Genomic DNA, 24,656 nt, shown 5'->3' on the forward strand with positions numbered 1-24,656 from the left:
ATGTCCACTTCCTTTTCCTAGTTTGTATACGATTTCGCCATGAATCGCTGAAACCCTTGAAATAATCGAAGATCGTGGAGAAGGGCCGTCTCTAGCGTCTTTGGGACGTGCCAATCCCGCACCGACTCCGTCACATCAAACACGTTCAAGAGTTGTCTCCATTGTACTTCAAACGCTTGGAGAAAGTCGCTTGTCGGGGTCACACCAAACTGGCGGCACGTCTTCTCGATGCTCCACGCAACGGAGTCGGTAGGACGCTCACGCCGATTTAAATAAAGCACCGTCTGAAACGTGAACGGATGGACATGAACGCCCCAAAGCGAGGGCAACGGCAAATAACAGTAACTCGGCAGGAGGGACGGTAACATCCCAATCGGATACAGTCGGTTCAAGACGAGTCGGCGGTACTGTTGCGTCGGGTAAGGCGGGGTCATCCGGCGGCGCCGGACGAGTTGAGCCCATTGCTGGGCGTCGAAACGATAATAGCATTCGAACGGCGAACTAGTGAATGACGATATGCTCTGCCAATGACCAACGCCGCGTCGAACCGATATCGGGAACCCGGTGAAACGATAAAGTGCTTGCTTGCAAGGAACAAGGAGGCCATGCCGTCTAAACAGTTCGTGACGCATCCACGGCTGCAATGAAGGCCAAGCGCTAGGTTCTAATCCACTCGCCAACCAGACGACGTCTAGTCCACGTTCCGTATAATACCGTGTCCGCTCGCCATACGACTCGACCGGGAGTGAGGACGCCTGAATCTCAACGACGATTCGTTCCTTGTCCCGTGTCGCAATCAAGTCGGCACGGCGTGAACCGAGGATGACTTCTTGCTCGACAGCATAGCCTTGCGTTTGAAGCCATTGCCGGACGCCCCATTTGTCTTCGTGGTGTCCTGTCGATTCGCCACGACCGCACGGATGAACATGGGCGAAATGGAGACGCCGTTTCGCGCCTTGCTTGACGATGACCCGCTCCCTACATTCAGGACACACGAAAGGGGCAAACGGTTCGATTCGCTCCCGACTCAACGTAAGGGCATCCACATACCCTCCTGTCCGATCGATAGCAAATCGCATTCCGCTCCCCCCTCATAGTAGTGGTGAAAACATTCGAGCCAATGATTCGACGAGTTTGATGAAGTACGATCGTTCCGAAAACGCCCGAATCTCCAACTCGTGTGATCCTTCAAAGTCGTTATAGAGATCTTGCTTGAGCTGATGGACGGAGTTCGTGTTATACAAGAGGGCGTTCACCTCAAAATTGAGGTGGAAGCTTCTGAAGTCCATGTTTGCCGTCCCAATCGTGGCCAACCCGTCGTCGACGACGATGACTTTCGAGTGCATGAACCCCTTCTCGTACAAATAGATTTTCACTCCGGCGCTCAGCAGCTCTTCAAAATACGACCGGCTCGCATAAAACACAATCTTATGGTCCGGATAGCTCGGAAGCACAATCCTGACATCGATTCCGGAGAGGGAGGCGGTCTTGAGCGCACTCATGATGTCTTCATCAGGAATCAAGTACGGGGACGAGATGTAGACCGACTTTTTCGCAGCGTTGATGAGCGCGAAATAAATCGACTTCATCGTCTCATACGGTTCATCCGGCCCACTCGCCACGATTTGAACGCCCCCACTCGCACTTCGTACCGTCTCGAGCGGTTCGAGATAGAACGGGGTGAACAGGCGCTCACCCGTCATGTAGTACCAGTCCTGTAGGAAAATCAGTTGTAGCTCTGACACCCCTTCCCCTCTGACGTACAAATGCGTGTCGCGCCAAAAGCCGAACTTCGAGTGTTCGCCTAAATACTCGTCGCCGACATTTAAGCCGCCGGTGAACGCCTCTGTCCCATCGATGACGACGATTTTCCGATGGTTCCGGTAGTTCGTCTTACTTGAGACGAGCGGTAAAACGACAGGAAAGAAAGCTTTCACGTGGACGCCCGCTTGACGCATCTCGTCGAAAAATGTCCCGCTCGTATGAATCGATCCAACGGCGTCGTACAAAAAGCGGACCTCGACTCCCGCTCTCGCCTTATCGATCAAAATACGTTGAATTTCCCGAGAAATACGATCTTCCCGGAAAATATAATATTCGAGATGGATGTGACGAGTCGCTCCTTTCAAGGCTGGCAACAGTTTCGAAAACTTTTCTTGTCCGTTCGTCAGCACTTGCGTATACGTATTCGACGAGACGGGTAATTGATTAAGTGACGACGTCAAATGAAGCAGTTTCTCATAATCGTCGTGGGAGAACATGAGTGACGGTGACAGCGTCATCGCCTTCTGACGATACGCGAGGTACGTCTCTTCATCGAGCATCGCTTTTTCTTTGAACATCCGCTTTCGACGGTAGTTCTGTCCGAACACGAAATAAGCGAACAGACCGACGACCGGGAATCCGAGCATGACGATCGCCCAAATGAGCGTCCGTTGCGGATTGCGGTTCTCGAGCAAGATGACGAGCAAAATGCTGAACGTCGTCAAAAATACGAGCACTGAAAACAAGCCGATCACTTGAGAGCTCCAGTAATATGATAATACGGCAATGAGACCTGCGAGCAAAATCAGGGATAAAAGGACTTGTATGCGTCGCAACATATTATAAACTGACCCCGTTTCTATCTTGTATTATCATAATTATACAACTTAACACTATCTTTTGAGGGGAGCGAACGAAATATGGGCACATTTTTGATTACAGGAGCGACGAGCGGGATTGGACGGGCCGTCGCCTTACGGTTAGCAGAAGCAGGACATGACGTCATCGGCGTCGGTCGGGATGAGGCACGAGGCGAAGAAATCGAGGCGGCATCAGCTCGCATCACGTTCGTGGCATGCGATTTGTCTCAACCTGACGGGATCGAGGCGATGATGGACGAACTCAAGAACCAGGGCATCACGTTAGATGGACTATTCAATAACGCAGCGACATTTGGACGCCCTGGGACACCGGAACGCTTGCCGACGTCCGCGTTCGATGACGTATTCGAACTGAACGTGCTCGCGACGAACCGACTCATCCAACGCGCCATCCCGCTCCTTGCCAATGGAGCGAGCGTCGTCAATAACGCCGCAATCGTCGGTCACGTTAAATTCCCGCCGATGCTCGGGCCGTATGCTGCATCCAAAGCGGCCGTCATCGCCTTGACGAAGACGTTCGCCCATCGAATGAAAGGGAAAGTCCGCTTCAATGCGGTCTGCTTTGGGCCGGTCGACACCCCACTCAGTCACAAGTTGTACAGTGGTGAGGCCAAGTTTCAAGAGGCGATGGCGCATCATTTCCGGGGACATGCCGCCAAACCGGATGAAGTGGCGCCGGTCGTGACGTTTTTATTGAGCGAGGCGTCAAGCTACATCAATGGCCAAGCCATCACCGTCGATGGGGGTTACACCCTCTCATGACGTAAAAAAGGAAGGGGTCCTCTCGGGCCCCTTCCTTTTTCGTCAATCTTGTATTTTCCGTGCTTGTGTCATTTGATTCGTCAAGAACGCTTTCTCTCTTGGATGAAACTCATCTAGGTCGAGTGCCTCCTCAAAGTAATCGATGAAGTCTTCGAACGTCTCATCGAGCGACGGATGTGCTTGGAGTCGGGCAATCCGAATCGCCTCGAAGACGGAAGCCATCACAAAGATATCATGGCTCGCGTACGTCTTGACCGGGGCAAACGCCTCAAATAGCGTCGCTTCCATCGTTTTACGTTTCGCATGCCAGTTACTCTTGTCATTTGAGAATAAAAAGTCACCTGCAGGCAATCGGCTCAGTTCACGTAAAATATCCCCGATGTAGTGGATCGCGTGAATCGCCGTATTCGGATCATTGATACCTGGTGAAACGCCTTTCAATGCAATCTCACTCAACTTTTCGATGACGAACGCCGGGTCTTGAATCGAGGAGCGGACTTCGCCGATTTGAAAAACGTCGAGATCAGGTGCTTCTTCCGCGAGCCAATAGCCGAGAATATCTCCTTTCGCCACGAAGTCCCCAACGGCGACGACCGATTCGAAGTCGATGTCGTGGTTTTCCTGCTTCTCGCTGGAGAACAGTTGGACATAGCCCGTCCGAGAAGCGTAGACCGCCTGACCCTCGAACATGTGAATCGCACGTTTCGGGACGATGTACATATCTTCCTCTTCGATCGCACGTCTTTGGTTTTCGATGACAGATAATGCCTCACGATGCAACGATGATAACAGGCGTTCAGCTTGAATCGAGACGCTGATTGTTTGAATGAATTTAACGAACGCCCAAATCGAGCTGACCACGAGCAGGACGCTGATGCCTGACGCGAGCACGGCATCCTCTTCCGACGTCCGGATGAGGAATAAGTTCGTAATGCCGTATACGGTCGTCATAATGAACAAGCCGAGCGTATGCTTCGACGCCGAGTTTGTCAAAAAGTTATTGATTGTCCGGGGCGAGAATTGCGACGAATACGTTGTCAAGACGACGAGAATCGTCGAAAAGCTGAACGTCATCATCGTCATGAGGCTAGTGAATGACGATGATAGAACGGAAGCCGCTGAATCCTTGTCTAAATAAATGATTTCCGGTAACAGTTCTCGAAAAAAACTTCCAAAATATTGGGTAAGGAACGTCAACGCGATTCCTCCCACCCCGTACAAGAATGGGACGAACCAGGCACTATCGGCTAACATCAGTTGTAAACGCTTGAGCATCAAGACACCTCTTCGTATGTATAAGTTGGTAAAAAAATCGCCTGTCCATATGAACAGGCGATTGGGGTTTTAGAAATAGTGACGGACTTTCGAGAAGACATCCCCGTCGAGAATGAGTTTACCGTATTCTTCAAGCATCGCTAACGTCTGCGTGCTGAACGTCAAATACTCGGCCAAGAGACTCAATACGTTCTCTTCTTCTTCCGGTTCCATCTCGTCTGGGAAGTCAATCCACAAGTAATACCGATTTTCGTAATGGAATAACTTGAGGTTGACGTTATTCAACGCCTCGCCTGCGCGTTTACTAAGCGAGATGATCGCCTCAAAGTCATCCGTCTCCATAGCGAGCGGAGCCCACGCCTCCGGTTCGGCTTCGATTTCATCAAGTTCACTCAATTGATCAAGTACCGATTGCTGATCGCGTGCCTCATCGATTGCCGAGCGCAGTAGTGAACCGAGCTCAGAGTCGTCTTCAGAGTCAATCACATTCTTCGCGATTGTCACGGTCACTTCAAGTCCTTTTTCAAACGCTTGTACTTGTATCCATAGTGGACCATCAAACGAGATATCTTCTCGTTCGTGCGCTTCGTCCATCATCTGCCAGAACAGCTGCTCACCACGTTCTCGGTTATACCAGATTTCATCACGAGCGAAACCGCGTTTCTCGATATCGACATACGTAATGAAAAATTTGACGGTGTTGTCGTTGATGCGCTCAATTTTCACGATTGTCCACTCCCTTCTCACCTCACTCCTACTTCAACAATTAAGGAGGAGAGGGGAAATTGTCTTGTTATCATAGTACCCTTTTTTTAACGTGTCAATCTATTGATGATGGGGTTGATACTATTATTTTATCGGAAAAACGGAATAATAAAAAGCACACTGCTTAGACAGTATGCTTCCTCACTCGTTGACGAGTCGTTGCGCTTCTTGAAGTTGGAACGTCCGGACCTTGCGCGGCAAGAATCGACGAATCTCATCTTCGTTGTACCCGACTTGAAGACGTTTATCATCAATCAAAATCGGACGGCGGAGCAGTCCAGGATATTCTTGAATCAAATCGTATAGTTGTTGGAGTGAAAGCGCATCGACCGATACGTCGATTTTCGAGAAAACTTTAGATCGAGTCGAGATGATTTCATCCGTCCCATCTTCTGTCATACGCAAGATTTGTTTGATCTCATTGAGTGAGAGTGGTTCTGAAAATATGTTCCGTTCCGTGAATGGGATATCATGCTCCTCGAGCCATGCGCGTGCTTTTCGGCACGATGTGCAGCTCGGAGACGTGTACAGTGTGACCATTTTCGTTCCTCCCTGATCAAGTGTTCGTTCATCTTTTTCAAGTGACTCTATTTGTATACCCAAAAAATCGTTCACTTAATTATAATAATTCTTAATTATTGAAACTTCAATGATAACTTTTCTCATTCAAGTAAGAAAAGAGGACGCATTCAGGAGAATGCGACCCTTGATCGACCGTTTTAGGACGCCGGCATCCGAGAAACCGGTTGGGACACCGTCTCTTTGCCAGGCTTCACTTGTAAGTCTTTCAATTTCTTCTTCAGGACTTCCTTTAGAAGTTTCTTTTTCTTTTGCAATACTTTGTCACGCTCTTTCATGGTCTCTCACCCCCAACGTCATAAGGACTCGACCGACCGTTACTGAATCTGAAAATCTTGAACTTGCACTAATCTACAATTAAATTATAGCACATTCTTATGAAAATGGTTGAACAATCTTACTGTTTTTCATCATTTCACATGTTCCAAATTTGCTTTTCTTATTCAATTCCCGTATAGTTAATAGAAATAACCTTTGAAATCACCAAGGAGGAGAGCGAATATGAGAATTACGTTAGAGACGATTATGCAACACCCGGTCACCCAGAAATACTTGACCCGTTCCGGTCTAAAACACGCCGTCGATGTGTGTGAACGCGCTCTCGAATTGGCGACGCGACGAGGACTCGATACGGATTTAGCAACGAAAGCCGCCCTACTCCATGACATCGGTCATTACGAATGGTATACCGAAGGAAAATGGAACTACGACTTGTATCGCCAAAACGATATCCACGCCATTAAAGGAGCCGAACGCGCTCATAAACTATTGATTCGACTCGGAGAAGATCCGGCACGTGCAAAAGAGGTCTCGGTCATGATTTTACTTCATACCGATTCTTATTTACCGCCTAGCCGAATTCAACGGACACCGCTCCAACAACTCGTCCATGATGCCGATACGTACGTCGAACAACCAGGCGGTCTCCACCACTACGAGACGATGGACATCGAAGACGCCTTGGCCCGTGTCCGTTTGATTGACGCGGTCGTCGAACGGCTCTCGAACTTGCCACGCATCTCCAACGCCTGACACCGTCTGATTGACGGTGTTTTTATTTGCCTTCAAAAAAGTCCCGAATCCTTTTGGATTCGGGACTTTCTGGTTATACGAGTTGCGCTTTATACGCTTCGTACTCTTCGTCTGTCAACGAGACGTAATGACCTGGCTCGACTTCGCGGAGCGGCGGGATGCTTGAATCTTCATCCGAACGTCCGACGGCACCGAGTGATTTTGACTCATATACGATCCGCTTACGTGTGCGCTCATGCTCTGGATCCGGAAGCGGGATCGCCGAGAGAAGCGACTTCGTGTAAGCGTGGATTGGGTTCTCATACAAACGCGCTGCAGGAGCGAGTTCGACGAGGTGACCTTGATACATAACACCGATCCGGTCTGAGATATACTTGACCATCGACAAATCGTGAGCGATGAACAAGTACGTCAAGTCACGGTCGCGTTGCAATTCTTTCATCAAGTTGACGACCTGGGCTTGAATCGATACGTCGAGAGCCGAGATTGGCTCATCGGCGATGATGAAGTCTGGTTCGACTGCGAGAGCGCGGGCAATCCCGATCCGCTGACGCTGTCCACCCGAGAATTCGTGTGGGTAACGGCTCGCGTGCTCTTTCGTAAGACCAACTGTTTCAAGGAGGTCATAGACACGATTCATCCGGTCTTCTTTCGTCTTAGCGAGGCCGTGGATATCAATACCTTCAGCAATGATATCAGCGACTGTCATCCGTGGGTTGAGCGATGCGTATGGATCTTGGAAAATCATTTGCATAGCCCGGTTGAACTTCAGCTTTTCAGCTTTATTCTTTTTCCCGTGGACGTTCTCGCCTTTGAAGATGACGTCTCCATCGGTCGCGTCATACAGTCCGATGATGGTACGACCTGTCGTCGATTTCCCACAACCTGATTCGCCAACGAGACCGAGTACTTCGCCTTTATAAATATCGAACGAGATACCGTCGACCGCTTTGACGACGCGACCTCGGCCAATTTTAAAGTGCTGCTTCAGGTCTTTTACTTCGAGTAATTTCTCGCGTTCCATTATTCAGCACCACCTTTCAAAATCGATTTCGCGAACGCGCTGTCCGGACGGTACTTGAGAGCAAGGTCACGGATGGCTCGTGGCGGCGTCACTTGCGGTGCTTGTGGGTGCAGTAACCAGCTCGCCGCATAGTGCGTGTCACTAATTTGGAACATCGGTGGTTCTTTTTCAAAGTCGATTTTCATCGCATACGGATTACGTGGTGCGAAAGCATCGCCTTTAGGCGGGTTGAGCAAGTTTGGCGGTGTTCCCGGGATCGCCGGAAGCGCCTCATTCGGGTCGTCGGTCGGACGTGGCATCGATCCGAGCAAGCCCCATGCGTATGGGTGACGTGGCTCGTAGAAGATCTCATCGACCGTCCCTTTCTCAACAATCTTTCCGGCGTACATGACGGCAACACGGTCTGCCATGTTCGCCACGACACCAAGGTCGTGCGTAATGAAAATGATCGCTGTGCCCGTCTTTTGTTGAATATCTTTCAAGAGCTCCAAAATTTGAGCTTGAATCGTTACATCGAGGGCCGTCGTCGGCTCATCGGCAATCAACACTTTCGGGTTACATGCGAGTGCGATCGCGATAACGATCCGTTGACGCATACCACCTGAAAGTTGGTGCGGATATTGCTTGAGACGTGCCTCTGGGTTCGGGATCCCAACGAGTGTGAGCAATTCGAGCGTACGCTTCTTCGCATCCTCACCCGTGAGACCTTGGTGCTGCTTCAATCCTTCAGCAATCTGTTTAAAGATCGTCATCGTCGGGTTGAGTGATGTCATTGGGTCTTGGAAAATCATGGCGATATCACGGCCACGAATTTTCAACATTTCTTTTTCCGACAACTTCGCCAAATCTTTACCTTCGAACAAGATCTCTCCGTTCGTAATTTCACCTGGCGGGTTTGGGATCAGACGCATAATCGCTTTCGATGTGACGGATTTACCAGAACCCGATTCACCAACGATGGCGAGCGTCTCGCCTTTTTTCAAATCAAACGATACGTTGCGAACGGCTTGTACCGTTCCAGCATACGTATGGAACGAGACCGCTAAGTCTCGGACAGATAAAATCGTTTCCATTCACGAGTCCCCCTGTTTCTATAATTATTTACGCATTTTCGGGTCGAACGCATCACGCAAGCCATCGGCAAGCAAGTTGAAGCTGACCATGAGCAAGACGATGATGACTGACGGGATGACGAGCAAGTACGGGAACGTCCGTAGCTCTTTGTATCCGTCGTTGATCAACGTACCGAGTGACGCTTGCGGCGGTTGAAGCCCGATCCCGATGAAACTGAGGAACGCCTCGAAGAAGATGGCAGATGGAATCGTGAACATGAGCGTGATAATGATGGCGCCGAGCGTGTTCGGAATCAAGTGTTTGAAAATCAAACGGTTGCTTGACGCACCGAGTGTACGAGCGGCCAACACGAACTCTTGGTTCTTAAGTTTTAAGATCTGACCACGGACGAGTCGACTCATTCCGATCCAACCGGTAATCGTCATCGCGAGGATGATGGTGAATACCCCTGGATCAAAGATCAGAATGAACAAGATAATCAAAATCAAGTTCGGAACACCTGTCAAAATTTCAACGATCCGTTGCATGATGTTATCTGTGCGTCCACCGAAGTAAGCCGAGATTCCACCGTAAGCGACACCGATGACCGTATCGATGATGGCGGCCATCAAACCGATGAAGAGTGAGATGCGCGTCCCTTCCCAAACACGGGACCAAAGGTCACGGCCAAGGTAGTCCGTACCGAACCAGAAGTTCTCTTCGACATTCTTCTGTTCATAGAAGTCGATATCACGGCCACCAAGGTTGGCCATGCCATCAAATCCTGCCCATTCGAGTCCAGTGACTTTAGGCGGGAGTTTTGCTTGAGAGATATTTTGTTCGTAAGCATCGCGGCCTGAGAGCATCGGACCGAACAATGCGAGTAATACGAGAATGACAATGATCGACAACGAGAAAATCGCCGCTTTGTTTTTCTTTAAGCGCATCCACGCGTCTTGCCAGAAGTTCAGACTTTTACCGGCGATTCGTTCACCGAGCTGTTCATTCATCTCGACACGTTGGAACATGTCTTGGTCGAACTGCTCGAAATTCTTTTTATTTTCAATCATCAGTTATCCCCCCCAAGACGAATACGTGGGTCAACGACTCCGTAGAGCAAGTCGACAAGTAGAATGATAATAATGAACAAGGCCGAGAAGAAGAGCGTTGTGCCCATGATGACCGAGTAATCATTCAATGTAATAGACGTGACGAACAACTCACCAAGTCCAGGAACCGCAAAGATTTTTTCGATAACGAACGTCCCTGTCAATAGGCCTGCCGTCATCGGTCCAAGAATCGTGATCGCAGGAATCATCGCGTTACGCACCATGTGTTTCCAAACAATGGCATTCCCGGTCAATCCTTTCGCCTTCGCGAGCGTGACATAATCTTGTCCGGTCACTTCTAGCATCTCGGTACGAACGAAACGAGCAATCGCCGCCGTGACACCGAGCGAGAGCGAGATGGTCGGCAAAATCGTATGCGCCGGTGAATCCCAAAACGCGACAGGGAGGATTTGCAACTTAACCCCTACATAGTACTGAAGGAGGGCGGCAAATACGAATGATGGGACAGAAATCCCGATAACCGATATGAACATTGAACCATAGTCGATGTACGTGTTATGACGGATGGCTGCTACGATTCCGAGCAACAACCCAACAAAAGTACCAAGGACTAATGCTTGAATACCTAATTGTGCCGAAGGTCCAATTCGTTCCATAATCAACTCCGTCACTGGCCGGTTGGCCGTACGGAATGACACGCCGAGGTCACCTTGCACAAGGTTCCCTAAGTACGTCGCATAACGAACTGGAAGCGGATCATTGAGTCCGTAACGATCGTTCAAGAGCTGAATTTGTGTCTCCGTCAATTTCTCCTGGTTTTGGTAAGGCGAACCTGGAAGCAGGTCCATCAGGAAAAACGTGAACGTCGCAATCAAGAAGAACGTGATGAGGCCGTAAGTCAGCCGTTGCAGAATATAACGTCCCATAAATAAATACCCCCTGTTTTTCTAATGTGTCTATGCTTGCACCAACAGCGTCATTATGACATATTGCCCTTTTCTTGAATTCACAAAATGAAAGGAATTTTCTGAAAGAATAGGTCAAACGTCATCTCAAGGCTCTTAGCACAGCACATGAAAATTAAAGAATCCTTAGTTTGTAAAGTATTCTGAATTTTCACTGTTACTACATTATACTTTACCAACAAAACATTTGAATAGTATTTTCTCTCATTTCCGGTTTTTTTTTAGAAAAGGGGGGACATGCATGATGCATGCCCCCTTCTCTTTTAGTTGATGTCGACGTATTTATACTGGTAATCAGCACCAAATAGTTGACGGTTGAAGTTTTCGACGTTTGGACGGAGCAAGTAAGCCACACCAGCTTGATAAATCGGCATGATGGCTTGATCTTGTTCGATCAAGAGCGTCTCAGCTTCTTTAAATTTGTCATAACGAGCATCGATTGCAGTTTCAGCAGATGCCTCATCAATCAACTTGTCATAGGCAGCAGACTTGTAGTTGATGTCGTTTTGACCGTTGTCAGACGTGAAGATGCCAAGGTTAGTGAGCGGATCTTGATAGTCAGGTCCCCAAAGGGCGAATGACATTTGGTACTCTCCGTTCGCTTCGAGTTCGAGCTTATTGTTGAACGGTTGTTGTGAGATGTTCACAGTCACGTTCGGTAAGTTCGATTCGATTTGGCCTTTCATATACTCTGAGATTTGTTTCGATACTTCGCTGTCGAATGAGAGAAGTTCGATTGTAGCAGCTTCGCCGCCAGTCGCTTCTTCCCAAAGTGATGCCGCTTCATCAGCGTTCGTCTCAAAGTGTGTCACGCCTTCTGTGTAATCCGTGCCGTCTTCATACTTGATGAAGTCTTTCGGGATAAATGAAGTCGTGGCGATTGAACCGTTGTTCAAGAGTTGGTCGATAATCCCGGCTGGGTCGACTGCACGAGCGATCGCTTTACGAGCGTTGACGTCAGCGAAGACTTCATCTTCATGGTTGAATTTGAAGTAACCGACGCTTGAACGAAGGCCTGTGTTATAGTCATCGTTCTCTTGGAAAGCAGCAACTTGTTCAGATGAGAGGCCAGCGTAGTCGACTTCTCCTGCTTCATACAAGTTGACGACAGTCGACGTGTCTTTGACGACACGAACGTCGACTTTCTCAAGTGATACATTTTCAGCATCCCAATACGCGTCGTTTTTCGTCAACACGTACCCTTGCTCACGATCCCACTCCGACCATGTGAATGGACCGTTGTAAATGTGGTTCTCTGGAGTCGTCGAGAAATCCGCACCTTTTTCAGTGGCGAACGCTTCGTTGATCGGTGTGAACGTACCGAACGACGTGAGTGAGATGAATGATGGGTCTGGACGTTCGAGTGTGACTTCAAGCGTCTTCTCATCGATTGCTTTCACACCAAGGTCTTCTTTTGGAAGATCTCCTGTGTTGATCGCTTCAGCATTTTTAACTGTGTTCATGATGTACGCGTATTGTGAACCTGTTTCAGGATCCACGGCGCGTTGCCAAGCGTAGACGAAGTCGTTCGCTGTGACAGGTTCGCCGTTTGACCATTCCGCGTCACGAAGTGTGAACGTATACACCGTTTCGTCTTCGTTCACTTCTGGTTCTCCTTCGGCGATGGCTGGAACGGCATTCCCGTCTTGATCTAGACGGTAAAGTCCTTCCATCGTGTTGGCGATCAAGTTGAACGCGACTGCGTCCGTCGCGAGCGCCGGGTCAGCCGTTGTAATATCAGACGTGTCCGTCAAGCGGAGAACTTTTTCTCCGTTCGAAGACGAACCGCCGTCAGAGTCTCCGCCAGTCGAGCAAGCGGCGAGCACTGAACCGAGTGCCAAGATGAGTGTCATCATGAGCAAAATCGATTTTTTCTTCATTGCGATGTCCCCTTTCTGAATCGTGAAGCATGGCGTTTCGTCGGACGATAACATCTTACTTTTTCTTTAATTTTCTGAATATTTCATTTTGTATCCGACGAAAGAACGTTAGGGCTATTGTAAAAAATTTTTAATGAAACTGTCAACTCCCTCTTAAACCGCTGTCATTTTCAACACGAACTTCTCGCCTTCTTCACTAATCAACAGGTATCATAGAGCCATAAGGCGGATGACTCGCTGGAGTCCATCCACACTGAAAGGAGTTTGTCACATTGAAAAATTTTAGAAGTATATTAATCGTTTGGGGAATTGTCACAATTGCCTATACGGTCTGGTCGAGCGTATCTTATTACAAAGATGAAACGTTATTGTTTCATTTGAGTGGCGGTTTGTTCGTCGCTGGGATGCTCGTCTTTGCGATCGGTATGTTCTCTCAAATGAGCGCGTCTGGACTTTTTGACGGCATCATGTACGGGTTTAAACGGAACCGACGCGCCAAATTGAAAGAAATTGACCCGGATTACGAAGAAGACGAAGAAGCGACACCAGAAGAACGCGCATCTCAAAAACAATCGGCTTGGCGTTGGGTATATGTAGGTGTCGGTAGCATCATTCTCTCCTACGTGATCACCTTCGTTTGACCTTCCGATTTCATGGGCGATATGCTACACTATGGCTAGAACAATAGGAAACACAGAGAAGAAGACAAGTACCTCGAATCCCCTTTCCCCCAGAGAGTCTACGTTGCTGCGAGTAGATGGAAAGCGTCGAGCGAATGGACTTCGGAGTGGCTCGCCTGAACGGTAGTACGGCGAGACGGGTACGCCCGTTAACGCGATCAAGTGGCATGAACTTCATGCAAATTTGGGTGGCACCGCGGTTATTCGTCCCGATTTATCGGGCGGGGAACCGCGGTTTTTTATATTCTCTGGAGGTGCAATCATGGCAAAAATCTTTTCTGGCATTAAACCGACCGGCGTCGTGACGCTCGGTAACTACTTAGGCGCGATGAAACAATTCGTCGAGCTCCAAGAAGAACATGAAGCGTTCTACTGCGTTGTCGATCTCCATTCGATCACGGTCCAGCTCGACCGGGTCGAGTTGATGGACAATACGCGCAAACTTGCGGCACTCTATCTCGCCTGCGGTCTCGACCCTGAAAAGTCGACGATTTTCGTCCAATCTGAAGTGAAGGCGCATGCCCAACTCGGATGGATGTTGACATGTATTGCGGGAATGGGTGAACTGGGCCGGATGACGCAATATAAAGACAAATCACAAAACAGTGAAAACATCGGCGCCGGACTGTTCGTCTATCCGACGCTCATGGCAGCCGATATCCTCTTGTACGGGACAGAGCTCGTCCCGGTCGGAGATGACCAAAAACAACACGTCGAATTGACGCGTGACTTGGCTGAACGCTTCAACAAACGATATTATGAGACGTTCACGATTCCTGAGCCGCTCATTCAAAAAGAAGGCGCTCGCATCATGAGTTTGACGAACCCTGTCAAAAAGATGTCGAAATCGGACACGAACGCGAAAGGCTTCATCTCGATGCTCGATGAACCGAACATCATCCGCAAGAAAATCAAGAGTGCGGTCACGGACTCGAGCGGAATCATCAGCTTCGATCGGGAGAACAAACCGGGCATCTCGAACTTACTTGAGATTTACTCGCTCTCGACCGATACGCCGATTGATGAACTTGTCGAGCGTTACAAAGATTCGAACTATGGGACGTTCAAGCAAGATGTCGCCGAAGCCGTCGTCGCTTTGCTCGAGCCAATCCAGAATCGCTATCATGAACTCGTCGATTCGCCTGAGCTCGACGCCATCCTCGATGCAGGTCGTGAAAAAGCAGAAGCTGTCGCCAATAAAAATCTCGCCAAAATCGAGAAAGCGATGGGCCTCAACCGAAAACGTGCCAAAGTGAAAAAATAAGATGAAACCGCCCTTTGCGTTCAAAGGGCGGCTTTTTTGTGTAGTGTGTTAGCTTAATTTGATGACACAAAAAAAGAGACAGGCGTCCCCGTCTCTTTTTTGTATACGTGTTGTTTCTTATTGCTCTTTGCCTTCGATGTAAGCCCACTTGTATGAGTAGTCAGCGCCGAACGCGTGTTCAACGATGTCCTTAACATACGGCTTCGTGAGGCGAGCCGATCCACGTTGGTAAACTGGCGAGATCGCGTTCTCTTCAAGAACGATTTTCTCTGCAGCTTGAAGGTCAGCCCAACGCTGTTCAGCATCTGTGCTTGATTTCGCAGACTCGATGAGTTTGTCGAATTCTTCGTTCGACCACTTACCACGGTTGTATGGTCCGTCAGTGACGAAGAGGTCAACGAATGTCATTGGATCCTGGTAGTCAGGGCCCCATCCAGCGAATGTCAACTCGAACTCACCTTTGTTCTCAAGGTCAAGTTTGTTGTTGAACGGTTGTTGCTTGATTGTAAGCGTGATACCTGGAAGGTTCTTCTCAAGTTCACCTTTGATGAACTCACCGATTTGCTTCGCAGATTCTGAGTCGTAGTTGAGGAGCTCGATTTCGACAGAGTCTTGACCGATTTCTTCAAGTCCTTTTTCCCATAGATCTTTCGCTTTGTCCACGTCGTAGCCGCCGATGTCGCCGTTCGCTTCACGGAAGTCCGCGCCGTCTGGTCCAGTTACGAAGTCTTTTGGTACAAGGTAGTTGGCAGGGATTGAACCGTTCGCAAGGAGCGTTTCAGAGATCGCTGCTTTATCGTATGCCGCGTCAATCGCGTTACGGATGTTTTGGTTGTCGAGTGCTTCAACCGCAGTATTGAACTGGAGGTAGAAGAGTGTTGGCTCGACGACAGTAGAGAAGTCTTCGTTGTCTTGATATTGCGCAACGAGTTCAGAAGTCAAACCAGTGCGGTCAACGTCGCCGTTTTCGTACAAGTTGACGCCTGTTGAAACTTCTTTAACGACTTTGACGTTGATTTCGTCAAGTTTGACGGCTTCAGCATCCCAGTAGTCGTCGTTTTTGACCATTTTCCAGCCTTGCTCGCGCTCCCAGCTTTCGAGTTTGAACGGTCCGTTGTAGAGCGTTGTCTCTGCAGACGTACCGAAGTTCTCGCCTTGCTCTTTGTCGAACGATTCAAGTTTAGGCATGAATACGCCGAAGCTTGTGAGGCCGAGGAAGTAGTCTGCTGGTGCAGTCAATTTAACTTCAAGTGTCTGCTCATCAAGTGCTTTGACGCCGACAGCGTCGCGCTCGCCTTCACCAGTGTTGTAGGCTTCAGCACCTTCGATGATTGACATGACGTAAGCATATTGTGAAGCGTTGTCCGGGTTAAGGACTTCTTTCCAAGCGTATTCGAAGTCGTTCGCTGTTACAGGCTCACCGTTAGACCAAGTTGCGCCTTCACGGATTTTGAACGTGTACGTTTTCCCGTCTTCAGAGACGTCATGATCTTCCGCGATCCCTGGTGTCGGGTTATCTTCGTCGTTCATACGATAAAGACCTTCGTTAACGTTGTTCAACACGTTGAACGATACCGCGTCAGTCGCGAGTGTTGGGTTAAGTGAAGGGATGTCCGAGCTATCGAGCAAGTTGAGGACTTGCGCTTCATCAGCTGAACCTTCTGAACCTTCTCCGTTTGATGGTGTCTCTTCTTCCCCACCCGAGCAAGCTGCTAGGAATGCGCTAGATAGAAGCGTTACCGACGTTGCTAAAGCAAAACCTTTTTTCTTATTCATTGCGATGACCCCCTGATTTTTTTCGGTTTAACGAAATGAACGATGGTAGAAAATTCTGATATTTCACTTTACAAATTTTGCTACCACAATCCCGTTGATGCAATAATACAATATTCTGATAATTTTGCAAAGTGTTTATTTTGATTTTTCTAAAAAATTTTTATTATAGGCTAAAAGCCCGCCTAGGGAGACGGGCTTTTAGCTCATTTTTCAAAAACTTTAGAAAAATTTAGGACGTACGAAGGACCGATGACCGGAAACCCGATTTCCGCATATCTGGAATCGACGGCGTAAGATCTTCCAGCTTGATAGATTGGGATAACGACAGCTTCTTCCAACAATCGTTTTTCCGCTTGTCGATACGTCTCATTCCGGTCTGCAAGTGCTTCTGTCGACCGAGCTTCATTCATCAGCCGGTCAAACGTTTCGTCGGTGTACCCGCTCGAGTTCAAATAGTTATTTGTCTCGAATTGGGTCAAATAAGCACTGAAGGTTGGATAATCTGGCTGCCATCCTGAAAGCGACAGCGCATAGTCGCCTGCGACTTCTTTCCTAACTTTGTCTCCGAGCGGTAACTCGACGACGTTCACTTGAAGACCGGGAAGTTGTTCGAGTTCGGTTTCAATCGTCCGGGCAATCTGTCTCGCCTCTTCATCAACAAAACTGAGCAACTCAATCTCGATTTCCTCTTCCTCGAGCCGATCAAGCACGTCTTTGAATAGTGTCGCCGCTTCACCTTCAAGCGTCGTTTCCATCTTCGTTTGATCGGTGACGAGCAATCGTTCGGTCGTCCGTTCGGCCCGTGCGAGCGATTCTTCTACTGCTTCACGGTCTAAGGTGAGCGCGAGCGCACGCCGGAAATCGGCATCATCGAACGGATACTCGTCGACGTTCGGTTTTAAGTAGAAGACACCGCTCCGCGGGATATCAACGAGCTTGCCTTCGAGTGACTCCAGCGTCCCTTCATCCGTACCATAAGGAATCGGATGAATACCGTCGGGCTCTGAACTTAACCCCTCATCCGTCCAGATGACAACCTTCTCAAGCGTGACTCGATCCGCGTCATAGTATGTTTCATTTTTTATTAACGTCGTCTGGGCCGCGTCGATTGATTCGACTTGAAACGGTCCGTTCACATCGAGATTTCGCCACTCCCCAATCATCGTCTGAGGCAAAAAAGCTGGCATCGCCAAGATTTGCTCAAACCCTTCCATCGGCCGCTCGAGCGTGAGTTCAAGCGTCTGTTCGTCGATTGCTTTCACACCGAGCATCTCGGGTTCTTTCGTCCCGAGACTGATCGCTTTCGCGTTCAATATGTCACCGAGGAGGAAACTGAACGGGGAATTCGTATCGTCATCGGCGAGCATCCGAAAATGGTCGACGAACGTTTCAGCCGTGATCGCGTTCCCGTTCACGGTTTGACTTGCTTTCAAATTAAATGTGTACGTCGCTCCGTCCTCGGAACGTGTCATCGTCTCGACGAGTCCCGGTTCAATCTCACCGTTTGCTCCAAAGCGATATAATCCTTCATAAATATGCGACAACACGGTTTGTGAACTCGGATCAATTGCGAGCAACGTGTTCGGCTGCTCCGGCAACGTTTCCCCATGGATCGTCACGATCTGTTCTTCTGGTGGTAGTAATTCTCGTGCCTGCTCTCGTTGTCCGTACCAAATAACGAAAAAAAGGATAAGGACTGAACCCAACAAGGCGGCACCGATGAAAAATCGTTTCATCTTGCATTCTCCTCTCTGTTAGACCAACCCTTATACCCTACCCGTTTTTATCACTTTTTTCTACTATTAGTCGTTCACTTTCGCGAAGGCGAGCGTCGCATTGTGGCCCCCGAAGCCAAGCGAGTTGCTCAGTGCGTACTGGATATCAAGTTCCCGATTTCCGTCACGGACATAGTCTAAATCACAATCGTCTGCCGGTGTCTCACAGTTGATTGTCGGATGAATCCGCCCCTCGTGAATCGATAGCGCCGTGATGACGGCCTCGACTCCGCCGGCTGCACCGAGCAAGTGCCCGATCATCGATTTCGACGAGTTGACGGCCAAGTTGTGCGCATGGTCCCCGAAGACGTTGTGGATGGCTTTCGTCTCGAGCATATCGTTGAGTGGTGTGCTCGTCCCGTGTGCGTTGATGTACTGGACGTCTTCCGGACGAATCCCCGCGTCACGAAGTGCCTCGTTCATCGCTTTCGAACCGCCTTCCGCTTCTGGTGACGGTGCCGTGATATGGTAAGCGTCCGAGCTCATGCCGTACCCGACGACTTCCGCATACATTTTGGCTCCTCGCGCTTTCGCATGCTCATATTCCTCGAGGACGAGCACGCCAGCACCTTCACCCATGATGAAACCGTCACGGTTCGCATCGAACGGGCGGCATGCCGTGTTCGGATCCGGATTCGTCGATAGCGCCTTGTTGGCACAAAATCCTGAGAACGAGAGCGGTGTGATCGGCGCTTCGGCCCCACCCGCGAACATGGCAAGCGCGTCACCGCGTTGAATGACTTTGAACGCTTCCCCGATTGAGTTCGTTCCAGATGCACAAGCTGTGACCGAGCAGTTGCTCGGCCCTTTCGCCCCGAGGTAAATCGAGACTTGACCGCTCGCCATGTTCGGAATCATCATCGGGATGAAGAATGGGCTGATGCGGCGTGGTCCCCGTTCATGCAAGATGCTCGCTTGTTTGTCGATGGTCTCGACACCACCGATTCCGCTTCCGATCCAAATCCCGACATCGTCCGCGATCGCTTTCACATCTAGACCACTATCCCGATGTGCGGCGTCAGCAGCTAAAATCGAGTATTGGATGAACGAATCCATCTTGCGTGCTTCCTTTGGCTCGACCAAGTGATCGATGTTCCACTCTTTGACTTCCGCCCCGACTTTCGCCGGATACTGGCTAATATCAATCTTTGTTAACGTATCGACTGCATTTTCCCCGTTCAACAGTCGCTCCCACATTGCCGTAACGTCGTTCCCGAGTGGGGAAACGACTCCTAATCCTGTGATGACTACTCGTTTCATGCGTTAATCTCCTCCGTGATGTTAGCGTTATTCCATGTTAGACAGCTCGCTCCCCATGTGAGCCCGGCACCGAAACCGGCGACGACAATCGTTTGCCCGTTTGAAATTTTCCCTTGCTTGATCGCTTCAGCCAAAGCGAGCGGGATTGAAGCGGCTGACGTGTTCGCATGGTCTTGGATTGTGACGACAACTTTCTCTTCGTCAATGCCTAACCGTTCAATCGCTGCGTCGATGATGCGTCGATTCGCCTGGTGCGGCACGAGCACATCGAGGTCCTCAATCGTCTTCCCGGCCCCTTGTAGCGCTTCTAGCACGATATCAGGCATCTTACGGACCGCGAATTTGAACACTTCCCGTCCGTTCATGACAATTTTACCTTCTTCGTTCTCATATAAGAACTTTCCGCCGGTTCCGTCACTTCCGAGTACGACCGACTCGATGGCGGCGACGTCGTCTTCGCCGAGCACAACGGCACCTGCCCCGTCACCGAATAGAACAGCGGTCGAACGGTCGTCCCAATCGATCAAGTTGCCCATCTTCTCTGCTCCGATGACAAGTGTGCGCTTCAACCCTTTCGCGAGCATCATGCTCTTCGCCGTATCCATCGCGAAGATGAAGCCGCTACACGCGGCGCTGACGTCGAAGGCGACCGCTTGCTTGGCGCCGAGGTTGGCTTGGACGAGACACGCTGTCGCCGGGAATGATGGCGCCGTCGCCGTCGCGCAGATGATCGCGTCAATCTCTTCAATCGACACCCCTGCGCTTTGAAGCGCTCGCTCAGCAGCCTGCGTCGCCATATCGGCAACACTCAAGTCAGCGTCGGCCAAATGGCGCGCCTCGATTCCGGTCCGGGTCCGAATCCATTCGTCGCTCGTATCCATTCGTTTTTCCAAATCGATGTTCGTGACCCGGTTGTCCGGAAGGAACGAACCGATGCCAATGATTCCAATGTTCATATTGATGACCCCTATTCTTAGTATCTGGTACTAATATAAGGGAATAAAAAAGGGATGTCAACGCATCCCTCTCGATTATTCACTTTGACCGAGTCGTTTCGTGACGGCCATGACCATTTTCGCCGAGTTAATCGATGCCGTCTCCAAAAATTCGTCGAACGATAAGTTCGCTTCTTCATCGGCACTGTCCGAGATCGAACGGGTCACGACGAACGGTACCCCAAATTGATAACATGTCTGCGCGATCGGTGCAGCTTCCATCTCAACGGCGGCAACGCCATCAAAATGTCCGAGAATGTCGGCCACTCGCTTCGAGTCGTTGATAAATGAGTCGCCCGTCACGATGAGACCGGTATGGACGTTCACATCATGAAGGCTCTCAATGACTTCTTTACAGACGTCCATCAAGTGCGCGTCAGCCTGATAAGCCGCCGGCATCCCTGGAACTTGACCATACTCGTAGCCGAATACCGTCACGTCGACGTCGTGGTGTCGAACTTCGGTCGATACGACGACGTCGCCGACTTTCATTCCTTTTTTGAAGCCACCGGCTGAACCGGTGTTGATGACGACGTCCGGTTTAAACTTGTCGATCAAGAGCGTCGTCCCGATGGCAGCGTTCACTTTACCGATGCCTGATTTCAAAATGACGACTTCGACGTTGCCGAGGTATCCTTCATAGAAGTGATAATTGGCAATCTCTGTGTCAGTCCGCTCCGTCAATTCGTTGCGGAGCAAGTTCACTTCTTCTTCCATCGCGCCGATGATTCCGATTTTCATTGTATATGCCTCCTCAGAAAGAGAGCGACCTCCAGATGGATGTCGCTCATTTGTGTTACTTGATTTCTTTAATTTCGACGACCATGTCGCCGCCTGGTGTTTGAACGTTGACCACGTCCCCGACCGTACGGCCGAGAAGTGCTTTAGCAATCGGTGATTCGTTCGAGATTTTCCCTGTGAACGGATCTGCCTCGGCGCCACCAACGATTGTGTACGTCTCATCTTCGTTATCTTCTTGGATGAAGAACGTTACCGTTTTTCCGATAGCGACCATCGAGTTGTCGGCCACGTCATCTTGGATGATGACTGCGTTGCGAAGCATCTCTTCCAATTGAGCGATGCGTCCTTCGACCATTGCTTGCTCTTCTTTCGCTGCATCATATTCAGCGTTCTCAGACAAGTCTCCGAAATCGCGGGCAATCTTAATATTCTCAACGACTTCTTTACGGCGCACCGTCTTCAGTTCGTTCAATTCATTTTCGATCTTCGCTTTTCCGTCTAACGTCATGTAATGTTGTTTTTCAGCCATTTCTGTCACTCCTTCATTGTCTCCTAGTATATTACAGCCAGGTTAAATTGAAAACGTTTATTTCCCTTACGCCCGGTTGCGTTCGGTGAGCACCCAGCGAATCTTCGTCACGAGCAAATCGATGGCGACAAAGTTCTCTCCGCCTTCAGGCACGATGATGTCCGCATAGCGTTTCGTCGGCTCACAAAATTGAAGATGCATCGGCCGGACGACGTTCGTATATTGGGCGACGACCGAGTCGATCGAGCGGCCCCGCTCATTGAGATCACGTTGCATCCGGCGCAAAATCCGGACGTCCGCATCCGTGTCAACGAACACTTTAATATCCATCAAATCCCGAAGACGGTCGTCCTCGAGCGCCAAAATGCCTTCGACGATGACGACGTCGACCGGCTCGATCAAAATCGTCTTGTCCGAGCGCGTATGCGCCGCATAGTCATACACTGGTTTCTCGATGGCCTGATGCTCTTGTAACTGTTTGATATGCTCGATCAATAGATCGTTGTCGAATGCGAACGGATGGTCATAGTTCGTCTTATATCGTTCTTCCATCGTCATCTCTGACTGGTCTTTATAATACGCGTCTTGCTCGATCATGACGACCGATTGTCCTTTGAACGCATCCACGAGCGCGCGGGCCACGGTCGTCTTTCCTGATCCGGTCCCCCCGGCCACGCCGATAATGACGGGTTTATGTTGCATCAAAGTTAAATCCTCCTCATCGTAATTTACGACTGATTGCTAGGCCATCACCAAGGGGCAAAATTGCAGTATGATAATCGGTCCGTGCCATCAATTGTTCAGTAAACTCTTTTACGAGACGAACGAGCCGGCGGCGTCGACGGTCAAGCACTGACACATCCTCGAGCAGGACGTCCCCTCGTAAAAATAAATTATCGCTGTAAATCGTACCACCAATTGGTACTAAAGCGCCATACCCATCAAAGAATTTTTGATACTGACCTTTGGCCGCGTCGATAAAGACCGCATCGAATTCTCCTTCAATCGTCCCAATCAATTCAACCGCATCACCATGAATGACAGTGATCCGGTCCGATACGTTCGAGCGTCCGATAAAGCCGAGTGCCTCTTCGTGACGTCGGGCGTTTCGTTCGATCGTGACGATTTCCGCGTCCGGCAACAGTTCAGCCATTCGAATCGCACTGTATCCGATTGCCGTACCGACCTCAAGAATACGTTTCGGACGTTGCATCGCGAGAAGCGACAGCAACACTTCTGATCCGGTCAAGTCCATGATCGGCACGTGATGTTCTCGGGCGAACGCCTCCATCTCCGCCAATAGCGGCGACCGGGGCGTGACCAAGTTCTCCACGTAACCTTCATAGGATGAATGTTCCACGTCGTACACCTCAACCTCTCTAATCATTCAAACGACCGGAAGCCAAGGCTTCCGGTCGCATATCCGTCAATTGTTGTTTGCTTCTTCGAACGCTTCCCATTCTGAACGATACTTGTTAACGTTCTGTTGGTGCGCCTCGTACTCCACTTCGAACAAGACTTCCCCGTTCGGGAATCCTTCCCGCGGTGGTCGGGCGTAGAAATAAACGTTATCCGTATCGTTCGGATTGAGTGTGGCGACGAGCGCGTCACGACTGACCGAAGCGATCGGTCCGATCGGGATGCCCTCGTAGCGGTACGTGTTATAGAGCGAGTCGTTTTCAAGGTCGTTGAACGATGTGAAAATCGATGTCTCCCCGGTACCATACCAGACGGTCGGGTCGGACTGCAACTTCATGCCATCGGCCAGACGATTTTCAAACACACCCGCGATCTCTTGACGGTCTTCCGTCGAGACCGCCTCTTTCTCGACGACCGAGGCGAGCGAGAGCGTCTCATGGAACGTGCGTCCCGACGCTTTGACCGCATCCCCGTACTCGAGATAGAGTTGTTCGGTCGGCTTGAGCATCTCATCGATAATCTGAGTGAGCGTCACACCTTTGTCGAACTCATACGTTGCCGGGAACAAATACCCTTCGAGCGGGTGATAAATCCCGTCGGCAAGCACTTCGTCCGTCAACATCTCATGCTCATTGACGAGCGAGCGGATATACTCCTCGTCGCTCAGTTGGTCCGAGATTTCTTCTTTCGGAATATCAGCCTGTTTAGCGAGACGCGCGATGACTTGGTCGATCGTAAAGCCTTCCGGGATCACCAATTTGATATCCGGGACGACGATGACTTTCCCCGTCTTCAACGTGGCGATCAACTCGTCAAGTGATTGTGACGGAGACAACGTATACGTCCCCGCTTGGAACGATGATTCATTTTTAAACCGTGTGTAAAAACGGAAAATCGTGCTATTCCTCACGAGCCCATTCTCTTCGAGTAGTTCACCAATGTACCCAGAACCTGCACCGAGCGGAACCTCGACCTCGACCGTTTCGGTCGAAGACGGGTCGACGGGTTCGAGCGATCGTTTCACGAACGCATACGACACCGCGGCACCTGTGGCGATCACTAGAAGAAAGACAGCAAGGATGATGACCGTAATTCGCCGAACGATCCGGTTACGTGCACGCTTCTCATCAAACATCGATGGATGGTTCATGCGCATTTCTCCCCTGT

General features: G+C 49.9%; 24 protein-coding genes and 1 other annotated feature. Of the genes, 4 read left to right on the forward strand and 20 right to left on the reverse strand.

The window, feature by feature from the left end; translation table 11 throughout:
- Positions 1-17 precede the first annotated feature (17 nt).
- Positions 18-1,079 carry a competence protein CoiA gene (locus tag EVJ34_RS02835; RefSeq protein ID WP_131484638.1) on the reverse strand — a complete coding sequence of 354 codons (1,062 nt, stop codon included), beginning with the start codon at positions 1,077-1,079 and terminating at the stop codon, positions 18-20.
- 12 nt (positions 1,080-1,091) lie between these two features.
- The gene (cls, locus tag EVJ34_RS02840; RefSeq protein ID WP_131484639.1) at positions 1,092-2,603 is read right to left on the reverse strand and encodes a cardiolipin synthase; all 1,512 of its coding nucleotides are present in this window, start codon (positions 2,601-2,603) and stop codon (positions 1,092-1,094) included.
- Positions 2,604-2,684: 81 nt separating this feature from the next.
- On the opposite strand from cls, the gene EVJ34_RS02845 reads away from it, so the two are divergent.
- Complete coding sequence (locus tag EVJ34_RS02845; protein WP_131484640.1) at positions 2,685-3,407, forward strand: SDR family NAD(P)-dependent oxidoreductase; 723 nt, start codon at positions 2,685-2,687, stop codon at positions 3,405-3,407.
- A 42-nt stretch (positions 3,408-3,449) separates the two neighbouring features.
- Here EVJ34_RS02845 and EVJ34_RS02850 read toward each other — a convergent pair whose 3' ends face one another.
- From EVJ34_RS02850 to EVJ34_RS15790, 4 genes are all read right to left on the reverse strand, one after another.
- Positions 3,450-4,682, reverse strand: coding sequence for a DUF2254 domain-containing protein (locus EVJ34_RS02850; protein ID WP_131484641.1), 1,233 nt, complete (start codon positions 4,680-4,682; stop codon positions 3,450-3,452).
- Between the two features lie 69 nt (positions 4,683-4,751).
- Entirely contained in the window at positions 4,752-5,408 is a 657-nt protein-coding gene (gene mecA, locus EVJ34_RS02855) for an adaptor protein MecA (RefSeq protein ID WP_131433655.1), read from the reverse strand.
- A gap of 180 nt (positions 5,409-5,588) precedes the next feature.
- Entirely contained in the window at positions 5,589-5,987 is a 399-nt protein-coding gene (gene spxA / locus EVJ34_RS02860; RefSeq protein WP_131433653.1) for a transcriptional regulator SpxA, read from the reverse strand.
- Between the two features lie 179 nt (positions 5,988-6,166).
- The gene (locus EVJ34_RS15790; RefSeq protein ID WP_201739646.1) at positions 6,167-6,304 is read right to left on the reverse strand and encodes a hypothetical protein; all 138 of its coding nucleotides are present in this window, start codon (positions 6,302-6,304) and stop codon (positions 6,167-6,169) included.
- A 223-nt stretch (positions 6,305-6,527) separates the two neighbouring features.
- Here EVJ34_RS15790 and EVJ34_RS02865 point away from each other — a divergent pair, with 223 nt between their 5' ends.
- The gene (locus EVJ34_RS02865; protein ID WP_131433651.1) at positions 6,528-7,058 is read left to right on the forward strand and encodes an HD domain-containing protein; all 531 of its coding nucleotides are present in this window, start codon (positions 6,528-6,530) and stop codon (positions 7,056-7,058) included.
- Between the two features lie 73 nt (positions 7,059-7,131).
- On the opposite strand, the gene EVJ34_RS02870 is transcribed toward EVJ34_RS02865, so the two are convergent.
- From EVJ34_RS02870 to EVJ34_RS02890, 5 genes are all read right to left on the reverse strand, one after another.
- Positions 7,132-8,082, reverse strand: coding sequence for an ABC transporter ATP-binding protein (locus tag EVJ34_RS02870; RefSeq protein ID WP_131433649.1), 951 nt, complete (start codon positions 8,080-8,082; stop codon positions 7,132-7,134).
- Positions 8,082-9,155, reverse strand: a complete 1,074-nt coding sequence (locus EVJ34_RS02875; RefSeq protein WP_131433647.1) for an ABC transporter ATP-binding protein — start codon at positions 9,153-9,155, stop codon at positions 8,082-8,084. The genes EVJ34_RS02870 and EVJ34_RS02875 overlap by 1 nt, the downstream gene beginning before the upstream one ends.
- A gap of 24 nt (positions 9,156-9,179) precedes the next feature.
- On the reverse strand, positions 9,180-10,205 hold the full coding sequence (opp3C, locus tag EVJ34_RS02880) for an oligopeptide ABC transporter permease (RefSeq protein WP_131433645.1): 1,026 nt from the start codon (positions 10,203-10,205) through the stop codon (positions 9,180-9,182).
- Positions 10,205-11,131: an oligopeptide ABC transporter permease gene (gene opp3b, locus EVJ34_RS02885; RefSeq protein WP_131433643.1), complete on the reverse strand. Its 927-nt coding sequence runs from the start codon at positions 11,129-11,131 to the stop codon at positions 10,205-10,207. The genes opp3C and opp3b overlap by 1 nt, the downstream gene beginning before the upstream one ends.
- 302 nt (positions 11,132-11,433) lie before the next feature.
- Positions 11,434-13,050 carry a peptide ABC transporter substrate-binding protein gene (locus EVJ34_RS02890; protein ID WP_131433641.1) on the reverse strand — a complete coding sequence of 539 codons (1,617 nt, stop codon included), beginning with the start codon at positions 13,048-13,050 and terminating at the stop codon, positions 11,434-11,436.
- A 272-nt stretch (positions 13,051-13,322) separates the two neighbouring features.
- Between EVJ34_RS02890 and EVJ34_RS02895 the strand changes: the two genes are divergently transcribed.
- Positions 13,323-13,691: a DUF3899 domain-containing protein gene (locus EVJ34_RS02895; protein ID WP_131433639.1), complete on the forward strand. Its 369-nt coding sequence runs from the start codon at positions 13,323-13,325 to the stop codon at positions 13,689-13,691.
- Positions 13,692-13,737: 46 nt separating this feature from the next.
- Positions 13,738-13,945 (forward strand) — a binding site (T-box leader).
- 47 nt (positions 13,946-13,992) lie between these two features.
- Positions 13,993-14,994, forward strand: coding sequence for a tryptophan--tRNA ligase (trpS, locus tag EVJ34_RS02900; RefSeq protein ID WP_131433637.1), 1,002 nt, complete (start codon positions 13,993-13,995; stop codon positions 14,992-14,994).
- Positions 14,995-15,111: 117 nt separating this feature from the next.
- Here trpS and EVJ34_RS02905 read toward each other — a convergent pair whose 3' ends face one another.
- The 9 genes from EVJ34_RS02905 to mltG form a co-directional block, all read right to left on the reverse strand.
- A complete protein-coding gene (locus EVJ34_RS02905; RefSeq protein ID WP_131433635.1) occupies positions 15,112-16,770 on the reverse strand; it encodes a peptide ABC transporter substrate-binding protein in 1,659 nt (552 codons plus the stop codon).
- 203 nt (positions 16,771-16,973) lie between these two features.
- A complete protein-coding gene (locus EVJ34_RS02910) occupies positions 16,974-18,506 on the reverse strand; it encodes a peptide ABC transporter substrate-binding protein (RefSeq protein WP_131484642.1) in 1,533 nt (510 codons plus the stop codon).
- Between the two features lie 66 nt (positions 18,507-18,572).
- On the reverse strand, positions 18,573-19,805 hold the full coding sequence (fabF, locus tag EVJ34_RS02915; RefSeq protein ID WP_131433631.1) for a beta-ketoacyl-ACP synthase II: 1,233 nt from the start codon (positions 19,803-19,805) through the stop codon (positions 18,573-18,575).
- Entirely contained in the window at positions 19,802-20,761 is a 960-nt protein-coding gene (locus EVJ34_RS02920) for a beta-ketoacyl-ACP synthase III (RefSeq protein ID WP_131433629.1), read from the reverse strand. Before EVJ34_RS02920 ends, fabF begins: the two co-directional genes overlap by 4 nt.
- A 75-nt stretch (positions 20,762-20,836) precedes the next feature.
- On the reverse strand, positions 20,837-21,541 hold the full coding sequence (gene mtnN / locus EVJ34_RS02925; protein ID WP_131433627.1) for a 5'-methylthioadenosine/S-adenosylhomocysteine nucleosidase: 705 nt from the start codon (positions 21,539-21,541) through the stop codon (positions 20,837-20,839).
- Between the two features lie 55 nt (positions 21,542-21,596).
- Positions 21,597-22,070 (reverse strand): transcription elongation factor GreA, encoded by a 474-nt coding sequence (greA, locus tag EVJ34_RS02930; RefSeq protein WP_029595793.1) that lies wholly within the window; start codon positions 22,068-22,070, stop codon positions 21,597-21,599.
- Between the two features lie 66 nt (positions 22,071-22,136).
- Complete coding sequence (gene udk / locus EVJ34_RS02935) at positions 22,137-22,772, reverse strand: uridine kinase (protein ID WP_131434282.1); 636 nt, start codon at positions 22,770-22,772, stop codon at positions 22,137-22,139.
- Between the two features lie 16 nt (positions 22,773-22,788).
- Entirely contained in the window at positions 22,789-23,430 is a 642-nt protein-coding gene (locus tag EVJ34_RS02940; protein ID WP_201739645.1) for an O-methyltransferase, read from the reverse strand.
- Positions 23,431-23,496: 66 nt separating this feature from the next.
- A complete protein-coding gene (gene mltG / locus EVJ34_RS02945; RefSeq protein WP_131484643.1) occupies positions 23,497-24,639 on the reverse strand; it encodes an endolytic transglycosylase MltG in 1,143 nt (380 codons plus the stop codon).
- Between the last annotated feature and the right edge of the window lie 17 nt (positions 24,640-24,656).

Origin of the sequence: Exiguobacterium sp. SL-9 (assembly GCF_004336985.1) — a bacterium.
In the GTDB taxonomy this organism is placed as follows: Bacteria; Bacillota; Bacilli; order Exiguobacteriales; family Exiguobacteriaceae; genus Exiguobacterium.